22 protein-coding genes are annotated in these 24,863 nt (G+C 46.3%); 5 read left to right on the top strand and 17 right to left on the bottom strand.

Translation table 11 applies throughout. From position 1 onward, the window contains the following. Positions 1-68: 68 nt before the first annotated feature. The 5 genes from FXO21_RS17385 to FXO21_RS17365 all read left to right on the top strand — a co-directional run bounded on the left by FXO21_RS17385 (position 69) and on the right by FXO21_RS17365 (position 6,318). Positions 69-1,412 (top strand): MATE family efflux transporter, encoded by a 1,344-nt coding sequence (locus FXO21_RS17385; protein ID WP_149641266.1) that lies wholly within the window; start codon positions 69-71, stop codon positions 1,410-1,412. Between the two features lie 142 nt (positions 1,413-1,554). Continuing rightward, a complete protein-coding gene (locus tag FXO21_RS17380) occupies positions 1,555-3,180 on the top strand; it encodes an NADP-dependent glyceraldehyde-3-phosphate dehydrogenase (protein WP_149641265.1) in 1,626 nt (541 codons plus the stop codon). Between the two features lie 133 nt (positions 3,181-3,313). Beyond that, positions 3,314-5,290, top strand: coding sequence for a hybrid sensor histidine kinase/response regulator (locus FXO21_RS17375; RefSeq protein WP_225865732.1), 1,977 nt, complete (start codon positions 3,314-3,316; stop codon positions 5,288-5,290). Positions 5,291-5,367: 77 nt separating this feature from the next. Then, the gene (locus tag FXO21_RS17370) at positions 5,368-5,889 is read left to right on the top strand and encodes a DUF4142 domain-containing protein (RefSeq protein WP_149641264.1); all 522 of its coding nucleotides are present in this window, start codon (positions 5,368-5,370) and stop codon (positions 5,887-5,889) included. A 33-nt stretch (positions 5,890-5,922) separates the two neighbouring features. Then, positions 5,923-6,318, top strand: coding sequence for a hypothetical protein (locus FXO21_RS17365; RefSeq protein ID WP_149641263.1), 396 nt, complete (start codon positions 5,923-5,925; stop codon positions 6,316-6,318). On the opposite strand, the gene FXO21_RS17360 is transcribed toward FXO21_RS17365, so the two are convergent. The 17 genes from FXO21_RS17360 to FXO21_RS17280 form a co-directional block, all read right to left on the bottom strand. Beyond that, the gene (locus FXO21_RS17360) at positions 6,319-6,867 is read right to left on the bottom strand and encodes a hypothetical protein (protein WP_149641262.1); all 549 of its coding nucleotides are present in this window, start codon (positions 6,865-6,867) and stop codon (positions 6,319-6,321) included. It lies immediately after the preceding gene. Between the two features lie 15 nt (positions 6,868-6,882). After that, complete coding sequence (locus FXO21_RS17355; protein ID WP_149641261.1) at positions 6,883-8,175, bottom strand: NAD(P)/FAD-dependent oxidoreductase; 1,293 nt, start codon at positions 8,173-8,175, stop codon at positions 6,883-6,885. Between the two features lie 95 nt (positions 8,176-8,270). Further along, positions 8,271-8,999: a methyltransferase family protein gene (locus FXO21_RS17350; protein ID WP_149641260.1), complete on the bottom strand. Its 729-nt coding sequence runs from the start codon at positions 8,997-8,999 to the stop codon at positions 8,271-8,273. Beyond that, complete coding sequence (cmoA, locus tag FXO21_RS17345) at positions 8,996-9,748, bottom strand: carboxy-S-adenosyl-L-methionine synthase CmoA (RefSeq protein ID WP_149641259.1); 753 nt, start codon at positions 9,746-9,748, stop codon at positions 8,996-8,998. Before cmoA ends, FXO21_RS17350 begins: the two co-directional genes overlap by 4 nt. A gap of 154 nt (positions 9,749-9,902) precedes the next feature. After that, a complete protein-coding gene (locus tag FXO21_RS17340; RefSeq protein WP_149641258.1) occupies positions 9,903-10,478 on the bottom strand; it encodes a DUF4833 domain-containing protein in 576 nt (191 codons plus the stop codon). 14 nt (positions 10,479-10,492) lie between these two features. Continuing rightward, complete coding sequence (locus FXO21_RS17335; RefSeq protein WP_149641257.1) at positions 10,493-11,398, bottom strand: PfkB family carbohydrate kinase; 906 nt, start codon at positions 11,396-11,398, stop codon at positions 10,493-10,495. 55 nt (positions 11,399-11,453) lie between these two features. Next, positions 11,454-12,164, bottom strand: coding sequence for an HAD family hydrolase (locus tag FXO21_RS17330; RefSeq protein ID WP_149641256.1), 711 nt, complete (start codon positions 12,162-12,164; stop codon positions 11,454-11,456). A gap of 192 nt (positions 12,165-12,356) precedes the next feature. After that, the gene (locus FXO21_RS17325) at positions 12,357-13,376 is read right to left on the bottom strand and encodes a lysylphosphatidylglycerol synthase transmembrane domain-containing protein (RefSeq protein ID WP_149641255.1); all 1,020 of its coding nucleotides are present in this window, start codon (positions 13,374-13,376) and stop codon (positions 12,357-12,359) included. After that, positions 13,357-14,328, bottom strand: coding sequence for a CDP-alcohol phosphatidyltransferase family protein (locus tag FXO21_RS17320; RefSeq protein ID WP_149641254.1), 972 nt, complete (start codon positions 14,326-14,328; stop codon positions 13,357-13,359). The genes FXO21_RS17325 and FXO21_RS17320 overlap by 20 nt, the downstream gene beginning before the upstream one ends. Further along, a complete protein-coding gene (locus tag FXO21_RS17315; protein ID WP_149641253.1) occupies positions 14,328-15,197 on the bottom strand; it encodes a hypothetical protein in 870 nt (289 codons plus the stop codon). The genes FXO21_RS17320 and FXO21_RS17315 overlap by 1 nt, the downstream gene beginning before the upstream one ends. A gap of 57 nt (positions 15,198-15,254) precedes the next feature. Beyond that, positions 15,255-15,968 carry a nucleotidyltransferase family protein gene (locus FXO21_RS17310; RefSeq protein ID WP_149641252.1) on the bottom strand — a complete coding sequence of 238 codons (714 nt, stop codon included), beginning with the start codon at positions 15,966-15,968 and terminating at the stop codon, positions 15,255-15,257. Between the two features lie 24 nt (positions 15,969-15,992). Then, positions 15,993-18,563 carry a DUF5686 and carboxypeptidase-like regulatory domain-containing protein gene (locus FXO21_RS17305; protein WP_149641251.1) on the bottom strand — a complete coding sequence of 857 codons (2,571 nt, stop codon included), beginning with the start codon at positions 18,561-18,563 and terminating at the stop codon, positions 15,993-15,995. 111 nt (positions 18,564-18,674) lie between these two features. After that, the gene (locus tag FXO21_RS17300; protein WP_149641250.1) at positions 18,675-19,700 is read right to left on the bottom strand and encodes an NAD-dependent epimerase/dehydratase family protein; all 1,026 of its coding nucleotides are present in this window, start codon (positions 19,698-19,700) and stop codon (positions 18,675-18,677) included. Then, positions 19,697-20,818 carry a hypothetical protein gene (locus FXO21_RS17295; protein ID WP_149641249.1) on the bottom strand — a complete coding sequence of 374 codons (1,122 nt, stop codon included), beginning with the start codon at positions 20,816-20,818 and terminating at the stop codon, positions 19,697-19,699. Before FXO21_RS17295 ends, FXO21_RS17300 begins: the two co-directional genes overlap by 4 nt. Further along, the gene (gene spt, locus FXO21_RS17290) at positions 20,815-22,026 is read right to left on the bottom strand and encodes a serine palmitoyltransferase (protein WP_149641248.1); all 1,212 of its coding nucleotides are present in this window, start codon (positions 22,024-22,026) and stop codon (positions 20,815-20,817) included. The genes FXO21_RS17295 and spt overlap by 4 nt, the downstream gene beginning before the upstream one ends. Before the next feature lie 658 nt (positions 22,027-22,684). Then, complete coding sequence (locus FXO21_RS17285) at positions 22,685-23,299, bottom strand: TetR/AcrR family transcriptional regulator (RefSeq protein WP_149641247.1); 615 nt, start codon at positions 23,297-23,299, stop codon at positions 22,685-22,687. 170 nt (positions 23,300-23,469) lie between these two features. Next, positions 23,470-24,450 carry an FAD:protein FMN transferase gene (locus FXO21_RS17280; protein WP_149641246.1) on the bottom strand — a complete coding sequence of 327 codons (981 nt, stop codon included), beginning with the start codon at positions 24,448-24,450 and terminating at the stop codon, positions 23,470-23,472. Positions 24,451-24,863 lie beyond the last annotated feature (413 nt).

Raw genomic sequence — 24,863 nt, 5'->3', positions numbered from 1 at the left:
TCAAATATCCCTCACTCTGAACTCTTAATTCGTAACTTTGCAACCTTTTTAGCGTATCCACAAAAGCCATGAAAGAAGAAGCATCACAAACTTTAAGATTAGCATTTCCAATTATTATCGGTGAGCTGGCGCAAATGGCGCTTCACCTGATCGACAGTGCGATGGTGGGTGCGATCAGCTACAAGCACCTGGCAGCCGCCGCACTCGTTATCAATGCGATGAACATTCCCTTCGTAATCGGGATCGGCATGACGATCTCCGTGTCACAAATGGTATCGCTCGCCAACGGAAAGCAGGATGCCCAGCAGGTATCGCACTATCTGTATAACGGCTTCATACTGTGCACGGTTACCGCGCTGTTGATTTCATTTTCACTGGTATCTGGTAAAAATGTACTGTATCACCTGGGCCAGGATCCCTATGTAGTCGAACTTGCGCTTCCATTTATGAAGTTAATGGGTCTTTCGATTATTCCGATGCTGCTTTTCATGACCTTGAAGCAGTTTGCCGATGGGCTTGAATACACCCGCACGGCAATGATCTTCTCCCTGGCCGGAATGCCGCTGAACATCGTGCTGAACTGGCTGCTGATCTACGGCAACTGGGGTTTTCCCCGGCTTGAGCTGGAAGGCGCAGGCTGGGCAACGCTGATCACGCGCAGTTGCATGTTCCTTGCTTTGGGTTATGTGGTACTCAGCCATAAAACCTTTGCCAGGTACATCGCAGTGCGTCAAAACCAGTGGAAACTCAAAACCAAAACTTTGCGAGAGCTGCTGCATATAGGCGTACCCAGCAGTATGCAGATCGGTATGGAAGCCGGCGCATTCGCTGTTTCGGGCATTATCATTGGTACCCTGGGCGCCGTTTCGCAGGCCGCACACCAGATAGCGCTTAACTGCGCCTCTTTCACTTTCATGGTATCCATGGGCCTTGCGCAGGCAGGTTCGATACGGGTAAGTAACGCGCTCGGCCGCACAGACTGGTTCAAGATCATCGTAATCGGAAAAAGTACGATCCTGACCGCCCTTATCTACGGTACCATCTGCGCAACACTGTTTGTCATCTTCCGGAACGTATTGCCGGTTGCATTCAACCAGGAGCCGCAAGTGGTGGAACTGGCAGCGCTGCTATTGCTTTTTGCCGCAGTATTTCAAATATCAGACAGTACCCAGGCGATCAGTGCAGGATTGCTGCGCGGGATCAAAGATGTAAAAACACCCACCGTGCTGATCGGAATTGCATATTGGGTCATCGGTATACCTGTCGGGTATCTGCTTGCATTTCACTTTAATATGGGTGCCTCTGGCATGTGGCTCGGATTAATCCTGGGCCTTACCCTGGCTTCCGGCTTCCTGATCACCCGCTTCCTTAAAATGGGCAGAAAGAACACACTGGCCACTGCGCCGGCCTGAGCAATGCAGCGCAGTCGGCGAAATACTGAACTGGGGTAAGGTTAGGTTGCAATATCACTCGTCAAGTCATTTTGACGGGAACGATCCGTTGTTTTTAATCATTATTCAACCAAGACCATCACATTATTTTCAGCCAGCACAAATGGATTTCAACGCCGCATTAAAAAACATCTTCGTCGAAGAGAAAGACGTTCCGCATGAGTTCAGCCTGCCCGAGCTCGTTCACCAGCGCGAATACCTCAGCAATGGTATCATGAAACCCTGGAATGGTCCTGTCCACGAAGTGTATTCGCCTGTTTGTATTAAAACAGAAAACGGGCTGCAACGAAAACTGATCGGCAGCTATCCGGTTTGCACGGCTGTCGAAGCGGAAGAATCCCTCAATGCCGCAGTAGCAGCTTACAACAACGGACGGGGAGAATGGCCTACCATGGGAGTTGCGGAAAGAATCCATTGCGTGGAGCAGTTTACCGGCAAAATGATCGAGCAGAAGGATATTATTGTGAAACTGATCATGTGGGAGATCGGTAAGTCTTTTGCCGACTCCGTGAAAGAATTTGACCGGACCGTTGAATACATTTATGCAACCATCGACTCCCTCAAAAACCTTGACAGGGATTCGTCAGGTTTCGATATTGTCGACGGTATTGCCGCACAGGTAAGGCGCTCGCCGCTGGGAGTTGTGCTTTGCATGGGCCCTTTCAATTATCCCCTTAACGAAACTTTTACAACGCTGATACCTGCCCTGATCATGGGCAATACTATTCTTTTTAAACCTCCGAAATTCGGTACGCTGCTGCATTATCCATTGCAGGAAGCTTTCAGGGACTGTTTCCCAAAAGGGGTTGTCAATATCATTTACGGAAGAGGAAACACGATCGTGCCTGGCTTGATGCACTCCGGCAAGATCAATGTGCTTACGCTCATCGGGTCGAGCAAAGTGGCCAACGAATTGAAAAAACAACACCCGAAAGTCAACAGGCTGCGCGCAGTACTGGGGCTGGATGCTAAAAACGCTGCAATAGTTACACCTAACGCGGATATTGATCTGGCTGTAAAGGAAATCATCACCGGCTCGCTCTCCTTCAACGGACAGCGCTGTACGGCATTGAAGATCATCTGGGTACATAAAAGCATTGCCGACCAGTTCCTGCAACAGTTTAGTGCCGCAGTTGCCCAGCTCAAATTCGGTATGCCGTGGGAAAAGGGTGTTTCGCTGACACCGCTGCCTGAAACCAACAAGATCGAATACCTTAACGATTGTATTTCCGACGCCATCGAGCACGGAGCATCGGTGGTAAATGAAAATGGTGGAAAGTCGGAGGGTGCGTTTTTCTATCCGGCTGTGGTTTATCCGGTCAATAGCAAAATGAAGCTTTACCACGAAGAACAATTCGGCCCGATCGTTCCTGTTGTGCCATTTGAAGACCTGGAAGAAACGATCGAGTTCCTGATCGAGTCGACTCACGGGCAGCAGGTCAGTATTTTCAGTAATGACGCGGACGAAGTTGCTGCACTCATCGACCCGCTCGTAAACCAGGTGAGCCGGGTGAATATCAACACGCAATGTCAGCGGGGACCCGATGTATTTCCATTTACCGGCCGCAAAGACAGTGCGGAAGGTACGTTGTCGGTAGCCGATGCGATCCGCGCATTTTCGATCCGTTCGCTGGTCGCCTTCAAAATGAATGAGACTAACAAGCAGCTTATTAATGAGATCGTGCACGAGGATACCTCTAACTTTCTGAGTACCAAGTTTATCTTCTAAGACGTTCTTTTTATATCACAGAAAAACCCTTCCCGCCTTCATCCGGAAGGGTTTTTACTTTACGGCACGGCCTGATCTTGAATAAAAATACAATAGTTACTAAATTCGAATCAGATGTTTTCACAATACCGGCATGGACGAATCAAGAGGGGATGAAATTTTCAGGCGCAATACTTCACAGGACGACGATGATCGTGAGCTTTTGCAGGAAAAGCTGAGCGTTATCTTTCAGTACTCTACGGATGCACATTTGCTGTTTGACGAAGATGGCATTATCGATTGTAACCAGGCAGCTGTAAAAATGCTGGGCTGTCAGGATAAGAGTCAACTCCTGTCTTTTCACCCCGCCATATTCTCCCCCGAATTCCAGCCCGACGGACAAAGGTCAGCTGATAAAGCGCGTGAAATGGACCGGCTTGCTTATGAAAGTGGCTACAACCGTTTTGAATGGATTCACAAAAAAATAGACGGAAAAGAATTTCCGGTGGAGGTTACGTTGAACCCGGTCCCTATTAATAACAAAAAGGTGCTGCTGGTCGTGTGGCACGACATTTCGGATCGAAAAAAAGCAGAGGAATCGATCCGTCGCAGTGAGGCAATGCTCAGTGAGTCGCAGCAGCTGACCCATAGCGGCAGCTGGGAAGCCGACCTGGTGACCGGGCAAAATTACTGGTCGGCCGAAGCTTTCCGTATCTTCGGACTGGAACCCGACAGTGCCGGGCCAGACACGGATGTTTTTTCAAAAATGATCCACCCTGACGATCTGCACCTTTACAAAACGCACATCTGGGAGGCCATCAACAAATTGTCGCCCGCCAGCTTCGACCTGCGGATCATCCTGCCCGATGGCAAGATCAAATTTATCCACGCGATCGGTAAACCATTTTCGGACGCAACCGGGAAGGTCGTCAAGCTTTACGGCGCGATCATGGACATTGACAACCAGAAGAAAACGGAGCAGGAACTGATCCACGCAAAGGAAATGGCCGAAATGGCGGCCATTGCCAAATCCCAGTTCCTGTCGACCATGAGCCATGAGATCCGGACACCGATGAATGCGGTGATCGGCTTCACCCATTTGCTTCTGCAGCAGAATCCCCGCCCCGAGCAAATGGAATATCTCAATATCCTCAAATTCTCGGCTGAAAATTTACTGGTCCTGATCAATGATATACTCGATTTCAGCAAGATAGAAGCCGGAAAAATCGAATTTGAGGAAGTGGATTTCAATGTACTTTCGCTCCTGGAAAATATCCGCTCCGGCATCCTTCAGAAGGCCAATGAAAAAGGGATCATGCTTAAATTGAAAGTGAGCAATCCTGTGAATGTGACGGTGGTCGGCGATCCCGTGCGGTTGGGGCAAATATTGACCAACCTTGTCAGCAATGCCGTAAAATTTACAGAAACCGGTAAAGTCATCATTTCAGCGGAAGTTACCCGGCGCGAAGGCGACCGGATTACCCTGGATTTTAAAGTAGAAGATACCGGCATCGGTATCCCCCCTGAAAAAATCGAAAACATATTCGACAGCTTTACCCAGGCCACTTCCGACACGACCAGAAAATACGGAGGCTCCGGACTTGGCCTGACCATTACCAAGCGGCTCCTTGAATTGCAGCAAAGCAAAATTTTTGTTGAAAGCGAGCAGGGAAAAGGCTCGGTTTTCTATTTCAGTCTTTCGTTCAAAGTCAGCGAAAAGCATTTTTCAGAACAAAACAATGGTAGTACTTCCAACAAATTCAGCCTGGAAGGAATGCGGCTTCTCATCGTGGAGGACAATGCGATCAATGTACTGTTGATGCGGAATTTCATGAAACAGTGGAATGTAACGTACGATGTGGCTGAAAATGGGCTGGTAGCACTCGAAAAAGTGCAAATAACCGATTACGACCTTGTTTTGATGGATTTACAAATGCCCGAGATGGACGGATACGAAGCTACTTTAAAGATTCGCCAGCTGCCGGCGATCATCGCACTTACCGCATCCGCCATGATGGATATTAAAGACATTGCATTCACCGTCGGAATGAACGATTATATCAGCAAACCTTTTACACCTGCCGAGCTGTATTCTAAAATAGCTTCCTATCGCAAAGACAAATCCCTGTAATTCAACTATCAAATTTTTCTCCGCCCGCCTGGCACAGTATTAATCCGGATAGCGACAACCAACCAGCTGCCGGCATTATGAGAAAGTCATTGTCAATGCTTTACCTGTTTATCTTTTGTGTCGCGGTTTCCTGCCGCGACGATGGTACGGCTACGCGCAGCCTGATCACCAATATGGATCGGGAATTTGTTCTGAATGCGGCCGATGAGGGACTTTTTCAAATCAGTGCGGGACAAGTTGCGTTAAACAACGGTGCGTCGGCGGAATATGCTGGCTTCGGACAATTGATGATCGACGCATATACGGCCTCTAATCAGCAGCTTCAAATTTTTGCAACATCAAATGACCTGGATATTCCCACAACATTGTCGGACAAAAGGCAACAACGGCTGGATACACTGTCGGGCAGAAAAGGAATGGAGCTGGATACGGTTTATGCAGCGGCTGTGGAGACTACCCATGCCGAAACCATTGTATACTTTGAATCGCAGGCAGGCTCGGTTACCGATCCGGAGTTAAAAAAATGGATCGAGAGCAGGCTGCCCGATCTGCGCCAATACCTGGATCAGGCCCGCGCGCTGAGTGATTCCCTGAATTGAGCAACCGGAAAGCAGGCGAATTGCAAGGGATTGATGACGGGCTATCGCCACGCTGGTACAGGATTTTACATTGAGTTCCGAAAAATCGACATTATCAACAACACGAACGCTATGACACCGCAAACGATTATCGGTATTTTCGAAACCAGTGAAGAGGCTGAAAATGCCCGGGCGGCATTGCTGGCAAATGGATTTGAAGACCGATCGATAGAACTCGACACCCACGTAGACACGGTGGATGAACTGGTAACTGACGGACAGATGACCGACACGACCGAGAAAACGGAGTACCCGCAAAATACTGAAAAGCAGGGCGCTATACTAACGGTGCAAGTTTCGGATGCAGAAGGCATGAACCTCGCAACTGACATTCTCAACGATCACGGAGCGATGGACGTAAACGAATTTTCCAGATCTACGCCTGACTGATCAGCTTAAATGCGAGTAGCCGTCATTTGTTAAGATATCCCTGCCATTGTGCTGCTGAAATTCCTGGACAATGTATTCCAATTCCGCACGGTTCTTAGGGTCTACACTGATGATGATCCCACCTTCCTTCACGCCTTCCTCGAAAGTATCCGTGTGCGTCGCAGGAATTTTGGAGCCGATAATTCCTCCAAGCGTCCGGCCTGTTAATGCCCCCGCAATGCCCGCAAATACCGGACCGGCAATTGAAATGCCGAGTCCGGGAATAGCCACGAGGCTAAGAGAGACAAACAAGCCGGTCACCGCACCGGTAGTAACTCCTATCGTTTTGCCACGCTCTTCCTCAGTACCCGGAGTCGACTCCGGCTCAGAATGATCATTCGCGTCGCTCAGATGCTTGTTCAGCGTTTCGTCTGACATCAGAACTGATATTTCATCTTCGGAATAGCCTCGTTTTAAAAGCGCGTGGTATGCTTTGTCAGCATCGCCCCGGGTAAGAAATACGGCTGAAACCGTTCCCGGTGAGTCGTAAGCATAGGTTGAAGATTCCATATCAAATATCGATAGTTACTGGCCGGTTACCTGATAGGTTTCGACGTTTTCTTCTTTTTCGGCAGGTTTGATGATCATCCGCAGGGACTGGTCTTTGGTGAAATAAGCTACCATCCAGTTATAAAGCGTTTTGATCCTGTTCCTGTGATTGATAAGAGAAATGAGATGTATAAACAACCAGGCCAGCCAGGCGATCACACCTTTGAAATGCAGCTTGGGAGAAGGCATATCCACCACCGCCTTTGCACGGCCTATAATCGCCATTGAACCCTTATCATGGTAAGCAAATGGTTTCAGCGGCCGCTTTTCCACTTGTGCTTTGAAGTTACGAGCCAGGGTTTTACCCTGCTGAATCGCTACCTGCGCTACCTGCGGGTGCCCCTGGGGGAAATTACTGTCTGACAGTTGCAGGCTGGCATCGCCTATTGCGTAAATATTGTGGGTACTGTTCACCAAATTATAAGCGTCGACCAGCATTCTGCGGCCGCGGCCGTAAGCTTCTGCCGGGATACCTTCGAAAACGATGCCGGTAACACCGGCTGCCCAGATCAGCGTTTTCGCTTCAATAAAATCGCCTTCAGTAAAGAAAACTTTATCGTCGGTGAAATCAACCACGTGGGTGTTCAGCTTGATCTTCACACCCAATTTGCTGAGTTCATTATAAGTATCCTGCTGCGACGCCACGCTCATCGGAGAAAGTAATGCGTCACCTCCGTCGACCAGGTAAATTTCGCTGCCTTTTCCGGCCAGCTGCGGATATTCTTTTCGCAGGATACCATTGCGCATTTCGGCAAACATTCCCGAGATTTCGACCCCGGTTGGGCCGCCACCTGCGATCACTACTGTGAGCAGCTTTTTTACCTCGGCCGGATCATCGCAGATCGTAGCCTTTTCCATTTGGAGCAGCAACTTATTGCGCATTCCAATAGCATCTTCGAGCGTTTTCATTGGAGTGGAATTGCGTTTTACATTTTCCATTCCAAAGAAATTACTCTCCGCGCCGGTCGCGAAAACGAGCTGATCATATTCCAGTTCGCCATTTGAAAGTATAATCCTGTTATTCTCGGGAACCACTTTCAGCAATTCGCCCAGCCGGAACTGCAGGTTTTTCTTTCCTGCAAATAATTTTCTAAACGGATAACTGATGCTTGAAGGTTCTAAAAAAGCCGTAGCAACCTGGTAGATCAGTGGTGGAAAGAAGTTGTAGTTATTCTTGTCCACCAGGGTTACTTCAAAATTTTTGTCTTTGGCAAGATCCAGCGCCAGGTTTACACCTGCGAATCCTCCTCCTATAATTACAATTCTCATATGTCCTGTTATTAGATCGGGGGTTATGATTTTAATAATTCAGGTTTAGGAGAGCTTCAACGCTTTATATATGCCAAATAGCATGCCAAGGCAAATCAGGCGACAGAGTCTGTCATTTTGCCCGACTTTTTAAGGTAGCGAATATAACCATAGGTTGCGCCCAGGATTACAATTACGACTATAAAAGCCGGGATCCTTGCATCTTCATCCGGGATGACTTGGGGATATCTAAAAATAAGTATCGCAAAAATACCCAACAGCCAGACCAGCAGGGTGTTATATTCCTTTAAAACCCAGCGCTTGTAATTGAACTGCATTCCATTGAAAGCATTTGAAATACCATTGAAATTGATCAGCCAGCGATTCACACGACTGCAATAAGCGTCGAACTGGGCGCCGAACTTGTTCCGCAAAAAGTTTTCCTCCGCCAATACGATGGCCTGATAAATAAACAGGAAAAGCGGCATAACCACTCCTACATAAAACAGAGAATTAGAAAGTATGCCCACACCCAGCAGCATCAGGATATTCCCAACATACAAAGGGTTGCGGCAATGGTTGAATATACCTTCTGTTACGAGTTTCTCGGCATACACTTTCTTGTCCTTACCGCCCCGGATAATATAGGCCAGACCGATCGTGATACCACGGATAATTTCCCCGGCGAAGGTTACAATCAGGCCAATTATGATAGGAAACAAATAGTAATTTTCCCCGAAATGCTCCGGTTTGAAAAGCATCGGAGAGGGAACGAAAAGTAAGAGATAAAGGAAAATGAAAAGATTATTCCTGTATTTGAAAAAGAAGTTACCGATTGCGATCATGATTTTTTATAAGCTATCATTCCTGAAAAATTATACCATTTAAAGAATATTTCGCAATCCGCGAAACCGGCCTCCTTCAACAGGAGCATGTTTTCAGATAACTTATATGGGATCAGAACGTTTTCGAGCGCCTCTCTTTTCTGCGAGATCTCGAGTTCGCTGTAATGGTTGCGCCTTTTGTAATTATAGTAATATTTAATGAAGTCGCGATTGAACACCGAGCTTTCGGAAAGTACTTTTTCGACCAACAAAAGAACTCCACCAGGATTCAAACCCTCATAGATATTACGCAAAAGCCGCTCACGGTACAGCGGACGGACAAATTGCATGGTCAAACAAAGTATAACGACAGAGGCGTTCGAGATCGGCAAATCTTCCTGCTGTAAGTCTGCTGCACGGAGGTCGTACGGACGGACAAAACCAGCTTCCTTGAATTTCAGATCACATTTTTCGAGCATTTCCGGCGATTCGTCAATGCCGATGAATTTAATATCGGAGGGTATTAATTTGTCTACCTCAATCAGTGTGGTGCCGGTAGAGCATCCCAGATCGTACAGATAAGAACCTTCTTTCACGTGATCAGCAGCAATTTCGGCAAGCATGCGCTGGGTTTCATTGTAAAAAGGAACCGATCTGCTGACCATGTCATCGAAGACTTTCACAACCGTAGTCCCGAATTTGAAGTCGGAAGCTTTGGTTATCTCATCCTTAAAGACCTGATCCTGATTGGTGTTTCCAATATTCTCCATTTGTCAGTAATGTTAGATTGCGTTTAGATTTGTTTGGGCAAGCACATTTTTTAATAAAAATCTAACCCAAATATCAGAACTTACTCCCTAAACTTTACTAACGAGCTGCATAATCCTGCTAACAACCTGCACGAAAAATTGGCACACAACCCCTTCAGGAAGGTTTGATCCGCTGTGTTATGGTCTTCCCCGTTGCTATCTCAGTACCTTTCAATTCTATAAAAACAACATTCGGAGACCAGAAAGTACCGCCGTCGATGCGGATAAAAACCCGGCTGAGAATACATTCCTTTTTGTTGATATGGGTGTAAACGTGGTATTCGTTGCGGGGATCTTTCCGCAGTGACAGCGGCAGCTTATTGTAAGCAACAGACCGCAGCTCGTATGACGAGTCACCCTTTTCCTTTACATTGATTCCGTAGGCAAACTTGCGCTGAATGTAGTTCAGCTCTCTCCGGACACCGCCGTCGGTGTAGCGTATCCAGAACATATTGACAGGATCCTTCGTGCTTAACTTCCCCTGCCTGTCGAGGTTAAGCTGGTAGCAGATCGTATTCTCGTTCGGGTCGCGCTGAATGTAAAACAGCAGGCCCGGGACATTTCTGGGAACAGGAAATTCGTCTGGGTCGGTGAATTTGCTGTTTGGCTCTTCAACTGTTGAGTATGTCCCTGAATACGAAGAAAGTATCAGGCCAACTGTGACCATCAACAGCTTCATCACGTATTTCATCGTTGATATTTGTTTCAATAAATGGCCTGGGCGATCATTTCGCGATCACATTCGCCATGAAGAACAACATGATTAACAGCCTCCTGGTTTCCGGAAAACGGCCCGGAGGACTGAATTTTTAGGGTTGCCATGGCCGCACCGAACTCCCCGGCTTCCTGCACATCCGCCCCTCTCACTTTTTTACTCAAATACCCCGCCATATAAGTATCGCCGCAGCCGGTCGCATCAATGACAGCGGTTGGGGTATATGCCGGGATCTGATAAAAATGATCGTCTTTGTAAACCAGCGAGCCCTTGCTGCCCAGGGTAATGATCACTTCTTTCACCCCCATGCCGGCCAGGATTTTGGCGCCTTCACGTACGTCGCTGGTTCCGGTTACCACTTCCATTTCGAATTCATTCGCTTTCAAAATAGAGACAAACGGCAAGGCTTCCTTTTTATCAGCCCAGTCGGTGTAGTACACCTTTTTATCTTTTACATATCTCAGATAACCCTGAATATCCAGCGAAACTTCTCCTTTCGCTGCCAGGCTTTTCAGCAGATCGATCTGAATATCATCGGAAAGCAACGGGCCGAGGTGGAAAATGCGGGCTTTGATATCCGGCATTTGCCCCATCGTAAAGGGCGCCGCTTTGTGCAGTACATTCTGCTCGCGGTGATCCTGGTTGGCGCTGTAAATATTTTCGAAGTAAACGGTGTAAGGACTTGTATGAGAGAATATCTCTATATTTTCTTCCCGCAAAGCCGCCAGGATGTGGCTTTCCTGCTCCGCAAGCGCCGTCACCAGCATATAATTGATATCAAACTGCCGCAATGCCTTTGAAAAGTAGAACGAGGTTCCACCAGGCATGTAGTTGACAGACTGGGTCGTAACTACCTTATCGAGGGTAATGTGGCCGATCGTACATATGTCGTACATGATAATTTCATTTAATTTCATCAGGTCGCTCTCGTGCCTGACAAAAGTTTTACAACTAACCCAAACTCTTTAAAACTTTCGTAATGTGTGCAAAATCCGTGATCTCGGTCACACCTTCCGGTGTTGCCAACTTCGGGCTGGTTTCTTCCCAACCAGCTACATTCAGCCAGACCGCCGGGCAGCCGAGCTGTCGAGCAGGCTGGATATCCTTTGAAAAAGAATCTCCAACCACTACACATTCCCCGGGTTGGAAACCCAGCGCGTCGATTCCAAGCTGATAAATCCGCGGATCGGGTTTCCGGACACCTACCACGGCAGATTCGATCACATTCTGAAAACAACCGGCGATGCCAAAATCAGCCAGGATATTATTGATGTTTCCGTAAAAATTGGAAACCATCACGAGCGGATATTCGAGTGCCAGCTCTTCCAGAACCTGTTTTGCATTCGTTACAGTGGTGTGTGCGAACTCATTACATTCCCTTGCAATAACTTCAATAGCCGAATCGTCGACCGAATGTCCATTTCGTTTCAAAAAACTAAACTGTTCAGTCAGTTTGAGAAAAAGCACATCGTAAAAAACGTGTTGCGGCTGCACAAGCGGCTTGATCGCAAGCGCCCTTTCTCCATATTTATACGCTTCACTGAAAGCATCCTTACTCACATTGACGTGGTTACGCTGGTAAGCTTCCCACAAAACATGCGCCCAATGGAGGCCGTTGGTATCAATCGTACCACCGTAATCGAATAGTATTCCTTTGATCATTTTTTGCTTTTGGCTATTGGCTGTTAGCTTTTGGCTATTAGCGGTTGGCGGTTGGCTTTAAGCCTTAGGCCTTGTGCCATATCGTTTGCGCCTTAGTCTATTTGCCCAGCTGTCTTAATTCTATTTCATTACAAAATCCGATATACCGAGAAAGCCTACACCAAAAAAGGCTAACAGCTAATAGCCAACAGCTCACAGCTTAACACTTTCCACCAATTCCTCCTTCATCTCTTTTTTTCCGCTCACCAATGCCAGCCCGATCACAATCCAGACGATCTCCCTGATCCGCATGACGATACCGATGAAAAGTCCGGGCGTGGCAGAAAGACCTATACTGCGTAATGCGAGAATTAACCCGCCTTCACGCGTGCCAAGCTGCATCGGGAAGAAAAATATCAGGTTGGCAAAAAGGGATGAACCCGAGCTGACGATCAGCGATTGCGAAAGTGTCATTTCCATGCCGATCGCGTGGGCGGTAAAGTAGATTTCGAGACAGCCTATTACCCGTGCTATGAATTCGTAAACCAGCGAAGCGTAAAAAACGCCGCGCCTCTGCGCATATAATATCCTGATCTGATCGTCGACCTCATACAGGTTTTCAGCATTTTTAAGCGCAAATTCACGCGCCTTATTTCCTACAAAAGGCAGCTTTTCAAGTACCCGGAACGTACTGACCAGAAAACCCTTTTTATATACATTGATAAACCAGTATCCCAATATCAAACCGACCACCAGCAAAATCCCGCAGCCCGCAAGCATTACATCACTCAACGGAACGACGGCCACGATCAGCACAATGCTCGCCAGCCAGAAAAGCACGTGCGAAAACATGTGCATCATGCTGTAAAGCAGCACGGAAGAAGTCGCTTTTTTCATCCCCAGCGCCGGTTTCAGTTCGAGGATCCGGTAAGGTTCCCCGCCTAATGCGACGAATGGTGTAATGTAATTGATCGCATAGCCCGAAATAGTAAGTCTTAAAACTGACCAGAATGACAGGTTGCTTTCGGGCAGCCGGGGCTCGCGGATGATCGCCCGGAACGCAAATGCATTCAAAATATAGATCAGCAGCCAGCTACCTATCACTGGTATAAACCAGACGCCGGTCAGCCGGATATTTTCCCAGATCACGCCAACTCCGGTGCCATAGATCATATAGCCAAGAGAAATGACGCCGATTGCCAGGAAAAGTGCCTTATATATTTTGGTATTCATTATTTTTTCCGTTCGTAAGCTTTTCGTAAAAATATTTGCTCACTTTCTCCTGGTTTACAATCATATAAATCAGGATCGGGTTCAGAACGAACATATCGAAGAAGAAATAAATCCACGACTGGTCGATAAAGAGCCACAGAAACAGGAACAATACGCGTGTGTTGAACTGAACGATATTGGTATACTTCATCAAAGGCCTGTTCTTCGCCCTGAAATCGGTTACCAGGTTTTCAGGCAGACCATTTTTAAACCGGTCCCTCACCAGCCAGAGCAACTTTTGCAGATTGGGCGAAAACTGCTCCTGCATTTTGGTATAATTCAGGTAAAACCGCGCCACGAATTTCATCCCAAAATTCGAAGTCCAGGTAAGTCTGTCGTATTCGGCTTGCAACTCGCGGCTGTTATCCAGCTCACTACCCGAGGTTCCTTTGATAAAAAACAAATGCACATTCCGGTAATAGTCCGCCATCGCCGACTGTACCACGTGCGAGGCGCCAGCCAAACTTCCCCAAACCCAGATCCAGCCCGACCAGCCTTCATCAATACCACGAAGGCACAATGCGACGTGAATTGCAATAAACCAGAAATCGCCCGCTGCTCCGTCTAAGATCCTTCCCAGCCGGCTCTTATCGTTTGTCATCCTGGCCAGCTGACCGTCGGCGCTATCGAGAGAATTAGCAAAAACCAGTAAAAGCATTCCTATCACATTGATCCACAGCTCCTGGTAATAGAAAAGGATACCAGCAGCGACGCCGAAGAAAATACTGACGATTGTGACCGGGTTGGGACGGATGCCCACTTTGGCACAAAACAATGCGATCTGATAACCAATCGGCCGGTAAAACCAAATGTCCAGCTGCTCCTCGGTATCCCGTGATTTCAGTGAGTTTTGAAAAGCAGAATTGCTGGTTTCCTCTTTTATTTCAGATTTTTCGGTAGTGGTGGTTGCCATTAATTATGGTTTGTAAATACTTCGAATATCCTGTTTGCAATATGTCCGGCTGCCTGGTCGCGGCAGGGTGCAAAGCTGGGCCAGTCGTTCAGGTCGATAATGCGGAACTGCCCGTCTTTGCCTACAATGGCATCCCCGCCATAAATATCGATCCCGACTGCCAGGGCCGCGTCGGTTGCTACTTGCTGCAAATTTCCGGCATCGAAAGCATAGTAAGCCGAGCTGCCGTTGACTTCCTGATATTGGGTGTATTTATGGTGATTGTTGTCGTAAGGATAAAACCAAAAGAAAAAGTCCGTGCCGCGCACGCCGTAAAATTTCACCAAATCGCCCACCAAATGCTCGGAAATCACTGCATCGGGAATATCGCGCAATGCATATTCGCGCAAAATCTCCTTGGCTTCTTCCCGCGACGCGGCAAATGAAACGTCCTCTTTGTGGATCGCGTGAAAATCACCCCGCTTGATCCAGTAACCTTTGCCTTTAATGTTGTCAAAAACTGTTTCTTCCTGATAACCGGTCGGGACAATGTAACTTTCCGCGACGGGGATATTGTTTTCGTTCAATGCATTGGTCAGGTTGGTGCGAAAGCATTTTTCTATTCCAAATGCCGAGTTAACGACCTGAATTCCCTCCTTTTCGAGCTTTTGCAATTTCGCCACCACTTCTTTTTGCCTTGCCATTGTAAAGATTTTTGACTGTCGCACTTCCTGCATCGCCAAAAAATCATCTTCACAACAGATCGTGACGCGGCAGCCCAATTTTTCAAGTGCTTTGGCCGTCAGCGAAAAAATCGCGTCGTCGTTGCCAATGTGATTCGGTGAAAATTTTTTGTTACGGTGTACGCCGAGTATTTCAATTTCATTCATACGCTGCCGGAAAACGCCCCGGTCTTTAAATAATTGGTGTCAGTTTGTAATGCGTTTTTAAACCAGATTTTCCTGATTTAAAAACAGTTCAGCAGTTTGTATATCGCTGATATGGTCCACGTCTACAATTTTAGAAAATGGATAAGCCTGTAATTCAATACCTTCTGAAAGCAGCTCGCGCTGAAAATTCCGCATCCGCGAAGTCCCGCTTTTGACGGACTTACCCAGCGTATCAATCGCTTTTTTACGCAAACAATAAATACCTCCTGAAACGAATGCGGTTGCCGGCTCTCTTGAATCCGTAAATGCCGTAATTTTTCCGTTTGTGTCGGCACTTACAAACAGCGGGCTTTCATCATCGACGAATGCGGTAACCGCCATTTGTCCTTCCAGCTCCCTATTGTTTTCAAATGCATCAATGAACGCACCGAATTCTTCTTCTTTAAAAACCGTATCCGTGGTAGTAAGACAAACTGCCTCTGTTTCAGGATATTGATTTAAAAGTTCAAATGCGCTGTGCAGCGAGCTGGGGGTTGATTTAATCAGCATATCAAGTGGCAAAGTCTTGCTTAGCTCAGTCAAATGTGCTTCAAGCTCGGGGGAATTTTCATTGATTATGATCAATATCCGCTCTGCCCTGTTTCGCATAAAAATGCCTATCAGCCTGTCGATCATCATTTCCCCGCACAGGGTAACCATCGGCTTAGGAAGCTGAAAGCCCTCCTTTGCCAGGCGCGAACCCTCTCCTGCTGCTATGATCGCATATTTCATAATTGGTGTCGTTTACTTTCTATTTTAAAAATCAAGTTTGAACCGCGCTCTCACCCCCCACTCGGAAACGGTTGGGTTGTCGAGATAAGTAAACCTTTTCACCAGGTCCACGCGCAATAGCTTGAATATATTCGCAACCCCGATGCTGCCTTCGATATAAGGTGCGCGGGATAAAGTATAGCTGATCGATTTGCCCTGCTCGTCGGTCGGGAACCGGTAGAGCGACGGATGCAATGCCGGATTGTTTTCATCCCTCAAACCTCCCATTAAGCCTTTAAAACTCACTACCTCACGCAGTTTTAGCTTTTTAAGCAAGGGTATTTTGTTGAATACAAATCCATTGAGATAATACTGTACGTCCAGACTGGCGTAATGATCACTCACAAATTCCAGGAAGTTCATGAGGTTGAATGAATTCAGCTGGTAAGCGTAGGATTGGTTCGCGCGGTGAATGGTCAGCAGCGGGAACAGCACATTTTTACCAAAAATATAACCACCTTCCGCCGTTATATCGGCGTAACCAAACTGTGACAGGTAAAACCTTTTAGCCACATTTCCGGAAAGGTTGTGATAACGGTTTTGTCCGGCGAAAACGCCTTTGATACCTGCATTATAGCGAACAGTAAATACCGGGTAGCGATTAATGATCGGCGTGCGATACAATTTCCCCTGGTAAAACTGCTCATGCGGCGCATAGCGCAGTTCAAGATTCGCCTCGGTATTGTTCAGCACACCCTGGTCGCTCAATGCTCCGTCGCTGTCGAGACTCTGGTATTTCAGAATTCCCGCCGCGCGCTGGCTCCATTGATTAAAGCCGATTTTATAAGAGAAGTGGTTCTCAAATTCCCTCACATATTCGAGTTTGTAAATATCATTGTATAACCACCGGTTATTGTCGCCCCGCTTGAAGGAAAGCAGCAGGTTATCTTCCTGCACAAACTGCAATTCCTGTCCCGGGATCTTGGTATCGCGCTGGTAACTCGCGCGGATATAGTTCAGCGGAAAATGATATACCGATTTGTTATTGATCGAATAGGTACCTGCTACGAAATATTTCCATTTTTCGTCCTTGAAACCATAGGCCGCATAAGTTTCGAAATACACGCGCTTGCTCAGTTCCTGTGTCGTTCTTCCACCAAACCGCAGCCTGAAACCTTCCACGGGATTGAAACTGTAAAAGGTATTGAACGGCCCGATCTCCACTTTCCCAAACGATTTGTAACCAGCCAGGAATAGCGTCGCAATGTCCATGGTACGCCGGAACGAAGGGATCGTTTGCAGGGTATCTATATTCTTGTAAATGTCCAGTTCTATCGATTCAAGCGGAATATGCCGGGCACTTCCCCAAAAGGACTCCCCTATTTTTACATCCGGGTTGTAGGCTATTTCTTCATTCGGGCCTTTGTAGATACTGTCCGCCCGGCTCTCGTTAATGGTGTAGTTCTTAAAGTTTACAACCCGCTGACCATATAATCCGGCGCTTTTTTCACCCAGTGCAAATTCCATCGCCAGGGTAGTTTTGGAGGGATGATATCGGCCGTCGGCGCTTTTCTCAAATTCAAGGCTCGCCTCTAGGTCGCGCATGAAATTGAGGTTAATACTTTTATTGACAGTCAGATATGCATTCTGCACGCCATATTTCCCGTCGAGAGTCACGTAAAGTTTACCCTCGAAAAGCATATCGGTTTTATTTCTCGGCACAAAACCTACTTCGATCAGCCAGGGTTCATTGGTTTTAATGGTATCCCTGATAAAGAATTTATAGAATGTAGGTGCCGTGTTTGCGATCGGGCTCAGCAATAGGTTGGTCGCAATGGAAATATCGTTATCGTAGATATTAATATCCTCGTACAACCTGTTGAAATAGGAACTTAACCCCTCATTATCAATGAATTTAGAATCAAACTCCGCACGACGGTTAGCGAGCACCAGCTGCTTTTTAGTATGCGGGTTTTTACGGAAATACACCTGGGAAAGCTTTTCCTGAATATAGGCCGGCAACATATTCTTGCCGCCCATAGACGCTGAATCCTGCTGTTTGAACAAAAACTGGTAGTTCTTGAAGATCCTTTTATCTTTAAAATCGTCAGAAAGGTTACTCAGCGCAAGCGAAATCTTTTCGTACTGCTCGTACTCCACGTAGTCATTACCAGCCATTTTGTTTTCATCCTTATGCGCAATTACCTCGCGGATCAGCTGCACAGCCGGGTTGTCCTTGTTACGGTAACGTCCTCTTCCTTTCACAGTTACCTCTTTGAGCATCGATGCATCCACCGACATTTTAATATCGATGACCTGCGAAATACCGGCGGTAATCGGTTTGTCAACACTCAGATAACCTACATAAGTAAACCGGATCTTTGCATGATCTTCACGCAAAGTCAGTGCGTAGCGGCCATCTGCATCGGAAGCAGTCCCCATGGTGGTTCCGGGGATCAAAATAGACACAAACGGGAGGGTTTCTCCTGTTTTTGCGTCGGTAACGGTACCTTTAATCGTTGTCGTATTTTGCGCTATGGCCGCTCCTGAAATAACCTGTACCATACAGGCCACCAGAGCAATTTTTAACCATACCGACTTAATTATCGTTTTCATTTTTGATGATCCTAATGCATGAGCTACCCGTTCACAACCGCCCGACTACCGATGCCAGAGGCCGTAGTTGCGATTATTAGATTCGATACCAGATCAAATCAGGTGCAATAATTAAAGCCACTTATTCTCTTTGTACCAGCTTAATGTTTCCGCAAGTCCTTGTCGCAGGTCATATTGCGGCTGGTAGTCCAGATTGTTCCTGGCTGCGTCTATACTACAGTTCCAGTTAGAAGCCGTAAGCTCTTTTAGCTTCTCTCTGTTTAAGACAGGTGTTTTGGAGGAAAAGGAATAAATGATGTCCAGTAAACCTGCCAGCCATTTTACCAGAATAATGGGCAGATGCGTCCGAAAAACGTTTTTCCCGCTGATCTCTTTGAACCTGTCAGCCAATGCGTAACGGTCGTAAGCATTTCCATCTGAAATGTTGTACACTGTTACGTCTTTCTTATTTTCAGTGAGTGCGGCCAGGGTAGCGGCTACCAGGTCTTTTACATACACAAAACTCAGTCGCTGCGGTTTGTCGCCAATGTAAGCATCCAGGCCGCCTGCCAGGGTTTTGAATAAAACAAACAGATCCTTTTCGCCCGGTCCGTAAACCGCCGTGGGTCTTATAATAGTTAAGGGCAATCCGCTGACCTTTTCCAGATATTGTTCTGCCAGCAGCTTGCTTTTACCATATTCAGTAACTGGCCCGGGCAGCGTAGTTTCCGTAATCGGTTGCTGTTCCGAGTAGCTGATTGGCCCTATTGCGGCCAGACTGCTCAGAAAAACAAATCTTTTTAACGGAATATCCGCTGACATCGCAGCCTGCGCCAGGTTGAGGGAATACTCGGCATTAACCAGATTATAAGCTGCTGCCGTTTTTTCCTTTGTTACTCCTGCCGCATGAATAATGTATGTATAGTGGCCGGCTTCCAGCAAGTTTTTCAAACTTTCACGGGAACCGAAATCTGCATTCACAATTTTCAGCGCAGCTGATTGGCCGGTCCCTGGTTCATGGATGAGTTTTTTCAAAAACGCCAGGTTACTGGTTGGTCGCACGGCGGCATCTACTTCCATACCTTTGCCCAGCGCCTCCTTAACCAGATGATATCCGATAAATCCGCTTGCGCCAGTTATGAATACCTTTTCTTTCATATCGGTTTTTCGTACAACCTGTATTTTTTGTACAGATTTCCGTTGATCTGCTCAATGGCGTGGTTGATCAGATAGTTATCTTCCAGCATCCAGGAGCATTCCGCCCTGACAATTCCCCTCGCTTTTCCGTTCTGAATAATTCGTCCGTAAAGGCAGGCTTCGATGCCCATTTTGCGAAAATCCTCTACCACACCCAGTGTGAGGACACGAATGCCTTTTATATTCTTTTTGCCAAAAAGCAATTTAAAAATGCCGGTTGGCAGCAGTCTTCCTTTCTTTATTTTGATTAATATCTCGTTGATATCCGGAATACCCAGTATGAATCCTACCAGCTTGTTATCCTTTTCAGCCACCAAACAAAACTCCGCCTCCAGGATCATTTTAAGGTCCTTAGCCAGGTAATTGAACTCATTTTCCGTCATGGGGACAAAACCCAGGTTTTTATCCCACGCAGAATTATATACTTCCCGGATCTTGGCAACCTCGTCGTCGAATTTTTTCAAATCGATCTTCCGGATCACCACGCCGCTTCTGGCCAGCCTGCCTTCCAGTGCGTCAACCAATTTTACCGATCGTTCATTAACAGAGGCCCTAATGATTTCGTAGGCAAAAAGGTCCGTTTTCTTTACCAGCCCGTTGTACTCCAGCAATGTTTGGTAATAAGGTGCATTATAAGGCATCATAGCAACCGGCGGACGATCAAAACCCTGGATCAGCAATCCGCAGGTGTCATTTGTCGAAAGGTTTACAGGACCCATGAGGGTATCCGCTCCTTTTTCCTTTATCCATTTGGTTGCTTCGCCGATGAGCAGGTCGACGGTTTCCTGATCTTCAATTGTGTCGAAAAAACCAAAAAAACCATCTTTCCGCTCTGTGAATGCATTATGGTTCGTATTAAAAATGGCGGCAATGCGCCCTATTATCTTGTCGTCTTCATAAGCCAGCATCGGCTGCACCTGCGAATGTTCGTAAAAGGGGTGCTTACCGGGGGTAAGCATGTCTTTCTGAGCTATAAATAGCTCAGGAACATAATTCTTGTCGTTTTGATAGAGGCTATGCGGAAAATCAATGAACTTTTTAAGTTCCGCAGGAGAGTTTACGTAGACGATTCGCTTCATAGTCGTTGTCTTTCAATCAGAGCTTCCGGACATACTTCGCGATATACGCGTGATATTTTGTCAACTGCTTCTTCTATCTGGCTGAAAGTATGCGTGGCCATCAGAGAAAACCTGATCAATGAATGTTCGGGCCGCACTCCCGGTGAAACAACGGGATTCACAAAGACACCTTCATCCTGCAATCGTTTTGTCATAATAAAAGTCTTGTCGTTGTCCCTGATATACAGTGGGAGGATCGGGCTCTCGGTCTGTCCGAGATCAAGTCCGTTGAACAACAGCAGTTCTTTGGCATATCTTGTATTGGCCCAAAGCCGCTCAATGTGGTGAGGCTCCGATTCAATGATATCCAATGCAGCTAATGTGCTTCCGACAGAAGCCGGTGTCATGCTTGCGCTGAACATCAGTGAGCGCGCGCGATGTTTCAGATAGTCAATTGTTGCGGCATCGCCTGCAATAAATCCACCCAGCGAGGCCAGAGATTTGCTGAAAGTGCCCATTACGAGGTCGGTGATATCAGATTGCCCGAAATAAGATGCAGTACCGGCGCCTTTTTCACCGATCACCCCTAAACTGTGCGCATCATCAACCAATACCGTTGCATCGAATTCAGCGGCGATTTTATTCAATTCAGGAAGCTTCACAATATCACCTTCCATACTGAAAATTCCATCGGTAGCGATCAGCTTGTCGGCATCGTCTGGCAGCAGACTAAGCTTCTTGCGCAAATCCTTCATATCATTATGCGCGTATTTGATCACTTTCGAAAAGGAAAGGCGGCTTCCGTCTATAATCGAAGCGTGATCGCTTTCATCCAGGAGCAGATAGTCGTTACGCCCTGTAAGACAAGACAATGCGCCGAGATTTGCCTGGTAACCGGTACTGAAAAGTACTGCATCTTCCTTGCCGGTATATTTGGCAAGCCTTCTTTCCAGTTCCTCGTGAATATCCAGTGTCCCGTTCAAAAATCTTGAACCTGCACACCCGGTACCATATTTCTGAGCTGCCTTTTGGGCAGCTTCAATGATATAAGGATGCGACGTAAGCCCCAGGTAAGAGTTGGAACCAAACATCAGGACTGTTTTTCCATTGATGATAACCTCCGTATCCTGTCCGGATTCGATTGGTCTGAAAAAAGGATAAAGACCTTTTGCCTTGATGGCTGCCGCGTCTTTGAATTCGGCTATTCGCTTATTTAGTTTTTTACCCATAAATAATTAATGTCAGAATCAACAGCTTCTTTTAAAGGATGCCGATAGGCGTCAGGCTGTGGCCCGAATAATTGAAATCAGGCAAATCAATTGGTGTTGTAGACTTTGCTTTTCATGTTTAGCATAGTTAAAGGATGCTGAGTAATAAGAGAATTGATATATCAACAATCCTGGCTAACGGTTAAACCACTTACCTTCCCTTCTAGTTCACAAATCTTGCTGCTCATTTTGTATTTTACCGTTAAAAACAAATTAAAATTTTTCATCAATTCCAGTGGCCTTTTACTCCCGGATATATTCATCACTGATGCTCAGTAGGTTTTGAATTGACATTTCCATCCTATTCACGATGTTACAGATATCAGATTATCGTCACAAGATTTTATAACCTCCTCATTATCTATTGATAAACCAAAATAATCTACCAGTATACGATCAAACACTCTTCAAGCAAAATAGTATGCCATTGCCTGAATCTTCCAGTTGAACGGAATGCCTAGACTCGAATTCAAATTTGCATTAAACATTGATCAATATGGCCCGGGAGCGTTTCCTCTCCAACTCATAATTTACCGGCGGTGAGCTAGCAGGATAAGCGTAAGCAGCAGATCAAATAAATGTTCATTTTAAATATTTGTTTAACACTCCGGCAAAAAATTTAGTCTTCCCGGATCAGATAATTACAGATCATCTCTTTCACATGGTTTTTGTGACTTTCCCCAAAGGCCTCAAACTCGTCTTCCGACATATTAAAAACTTTCTGATGCATTTCTTTTCCCAAAAACAGGAATTCCACGCAACTGGTCATTAACGGGAGGATACTTTCAATACGGATTTCCCGCAGCTTCCCTGCCTTAATACCTTCGTCGAGCTGCTGGTTGAATAACGTTGATTTGAGCTGATGATACAACGCCGTTTTTACCAGTAACCGCTCCGGTTCCTTATGAATTTCGTTCATAATGAAAATGATCAGGTCTGGCTCCTTTTTCATCATCTGGTAGTTGTTTTCAACCACCTCCGAAATTTTGGTTTTGATGTCGATAGGCTTGTTCAGGATGTCGATTACATTCTGGAAATATAGCCCCATCAGATCATTGAATATTTCCATAAACAACTTTTCCTTACTTCTGAAGTAATAGTTGGTTAAAGCAATATTCATATCCGCCTCTTTGGCAATATCGCGGGAGGTTGTCCCATCAAAACCTTTCTTTAAGAAAACCCGCTTGGCCGCCTCTCTAATTTTATCCTCGCTTTTTTCGCTCGCGCACTTCAAAATGTAGAACAGTTAGGTTGTAAATGGTTCAAAACAAAGTTTTTCTAAGAATGTGCTTCAAATTTCAGGAGTAAAAACGAATTGTACAAGCGTATGAAACGAATATTTTAAACATTCATTTAAAATATTCGTTTCATACGTAGTAATTCGTAAAAAAATACAAGAAATGATTATTGCCGGAGTGTATTCCATTCGGCAAGCTTGTCGCCGCTTTTCTCAACCAGCCAGACCGTGCTGCCGGGAAAGTTCTTTAAGATCTTCTTTGTCTTTTCGACGCCTGCAACACTGAATGCTGTTGCCAGCGCGTCGGCAATCGTACCGTCGGGGGAAATTGCGGTGGTACGAACATGGAAAAGCAGTCCGATCCCGGTTTTGGGATCAACAATGTGTGAGTACCTTACTCCCTCGTACTCCATGTATCGGTATGTTGGCCCGGAAGTAGCCAGCGCGATATTGGAGAGCCTGAGCGTTTTAAGGGAATCGCTGCCGTTTGAAATGGTTATATTCCACCCATCGGAGCCCGGCGGGGGATTGGTGAGGACAATTTTTCCACCCGCGTCCATCATTGCGGAAGTAATGCCCAGCTTTTTCAACTCTTTGACAGCCTCTTCCGCTGCATATCCTTTTCCAAGTCCACCGATATCGAGCCGCATTCCTTTTTGCGTAAGCAGGACACTTTTCGTATTGGCGTTAAGTTTCATCTTCGAAAAGCCGGTTTTGCTTCTTGCTGCTGCAATTTCTTCGCTGCTGGGAAAGATATTTTTCCGGGTAGCATGTCGCCACATTTGTACCACAGGCCCAAGTGTAACATCAAAAACTCCGTCAGTTTTTTCGCTCACCGAGCGGGAGATCGCCAGAATATCGAATAAATCTTTGCTGACGCGAATCCATTTGCCGCTGCCCGACTGGGCCGATAGCCGGTTAATTTCACTCCCGTCGCGGTAGTCGCTCATGATCTCGTTCAACTCCTCTACCCTCCCGAATGCTTTTTTAGCTGCTTCATCAGCAATTGAATCGCTTGCAGCATAAAATACCAGCTTGAATGGCGAGCCCATCAATCCTTTTTCAAAACTATACCGTTTTACCTGGCCGAATAATTGAACAGGCACACTGATTACCAGTATAATAGCGGTAATTAATAAGTTTCTCATGCACAGATCTGTAAATAATTAACGCGAAAATTACGGGATTTCAATCTTTTCAAGCGAAATCTGCTCTGAAAATGTAGGCAAAAAAAGAGGGGTACGAACCTCCCGGCCCGAACCCCTCCCTATTATTGCGGTATATGAATCAGCTATGGAAGTCGAATAGACTATTTCTGTCTGCATGCTGATGATGTGAACTCATTGCGTCCTTTATCATCCCGGCTCCGATAAACGGCAGGGAAATGATCGTTGAAATGATCATCGCTATAAATAAAATGGTTGCAAAGAAAAACTTCCCGCAATAATATATGGTGTTTGACAATATGCTCATGCTCACAATATTTATTTTGCTATTTTTCCTTTTTAAAGTTAAATTAAATAATCATGCCATCGAAATATTTGGTACGATTTTGCCATAT

This window comes from Dyadobacter sp. UC 10 (assembly GCF_008369915.1).
Taxonomy (GTDB): Bacteria; Bacteroidota; Bacteroidia; order Cytophagales; family Spirosomataceae; genus Dyadobacter.
Note: the sequence above shows the minus strand (reverse complement) of the source record. Positions and strands in the feature narration are given on the sequence as shown.

Excerpts from the sequence above, each read along its gene's own strand:
- FXO21_RS17300 (WP_149641250.1), bottom strand. The coding sequence starts at position 19,700 with ATGAAAGAAAAGGTATTCATAACTGGCGCAAGCGGATTTATCGGATAT.
- FXO21_RS17375 (WP_225865732.1), top strand. The coding sequence starts at position 3,314 with ATGGACGAATCAAGAGGGGATGAAATTTTCAGGCGCAATACTTCACAG.
- FXO21_RS17295 (WP_149641249.1), bottom strand. The coding sequence starts at position 20,818 with ATGAAGCGAATCGTCTACGTAAACTCTCCTGCGGAACTTAAAAAGTTC.
- FXO21_RS17370 (WP_149641264.1), top strand. The coding sequence starts at position 5,368 with ATGAGAAAGTCATTGTCAATGCTTTACCTGTTTATCTTTTGTGTCGCG.
- FXO21_RS17335 (WP_149641257.1), bottom strand. The coding sequence starts at position 11,398 with ATGTACGACATATGTACGATCGGCCACATTACCCTCGATAAGGTAGTT.
- FXO21_RS17355 (WP_149641261.1), bottom strand. The coding sequence starts at position 8,175 with ATGAGAATTGTAATTATAGGAGGAGGATTCGCAGGTGTAAACCTGGCG.
- FXO21_RS17325 (WP_149641255.1), bottom strand. The coding sequence starts at position 13,376 with ATGAATACCAAAATATATAAGGCACTTTTCCTGGCAATCGGCGTCATT.
- FXO21_RS17360 (WP_149641262.1), bottom strand. The coding sequence starts at position 6,867 with ATGGAATCTTCAACCTATGCTTACGACTCACCGGGAACGGTTTCAGCC.
- cmoA (WP_149641259.1), bottom strand. The coding sequence starts at position 9,748 with ATGGAGAATATTGGAAACACCAATCAGGATCAGGTCTTTAAGGATGAG.
- FXO21_RS17320 (WP_149641254.1), bottom strand. The coding sequence starts at position 14,328 with ATGGCAACCACCACTACCGAAAAATCTGAAATAAAAGAGGAAACCAGC.
- FXO21_RS17305 (WP_149641251.1), bottom strand. The coding sequence starts at position 18,563 with ATGAAAACGATAATTAAGTCGGTATGGTTAAAAATTGCTCTGGTGGCC.
- FXO21_RS17315 (WP_149641253.1), bottom strand. The coding sequence starts at position 15,197 with ATGAATGAAATTGAAATACTCGGCGTACACCGTAACAAAAAATTTTCA.
- FXO21_RS17310 (WP_149641252.1), bottom strand. The coding sequence starts at position 15,968 with ATGAAATATGCGATCATAGCAGCAGGAGAGGGTTCGCGCCTGGCAAAG.
- FXO21_RS17385 (WP_149641266.1), top strand. The coding sequence starts at position 69 with ATGAAAGAAGAAGCATCACAAACTTTAAGATTAGCATTTCCAATTATT.
- FXO21_RS17280 (WP_149641246.1), bottom strand. The coding sequence starts at position 24,450 with ATGAGAAACTTATTAATTACCGCTATTATACTGGTAATCAGTGTGCCT.
- spt (WP_149641248.1), bottom strand. The coding sequence starts at position 22,026 with ATGGGTAAAAAACTAAATAAGCGAATAGCCGAATTCAAAGACGCGGCA.
- FXO21_RS17380 (WP_149641265.1), top strand. The coding sequence starts at position 1,555 with ATGGATTTCAACGCCGCATTAAAAAACATCTTCGTCGAAGAGAAAGAC.
- FXO21_RS17330 (WP_149641256.1), bottom strand. The coding sequence starts at position 12,164 with ATGATCAAAGGAATACTATTCGATTACGGTGGTACGATTGATACCAAC.
- FXO21_RS17350 (WP_149641260.1), bottom strand. The coding sequence starts at position 8,999 with ATGATCGCAATCGGTAACTTCTTTTTCAAATACAGGAATAATCTTTTC.
- FXO21_RS17340 (WP_149641258.1), bottom strand. The coding sequence starts at position 10,478 with ATGAAATACGTGATGAAGCTGTTGATGGTCACAGTTGGCCTGATACTT.
- FXO21_RS17365 (WP_149641263.1), top strand. The coding sequence starts at position 5,923 with ATGACGGGCTATCGCCACGCTGGTACAGGATTTTACATTGAGTTCCGA.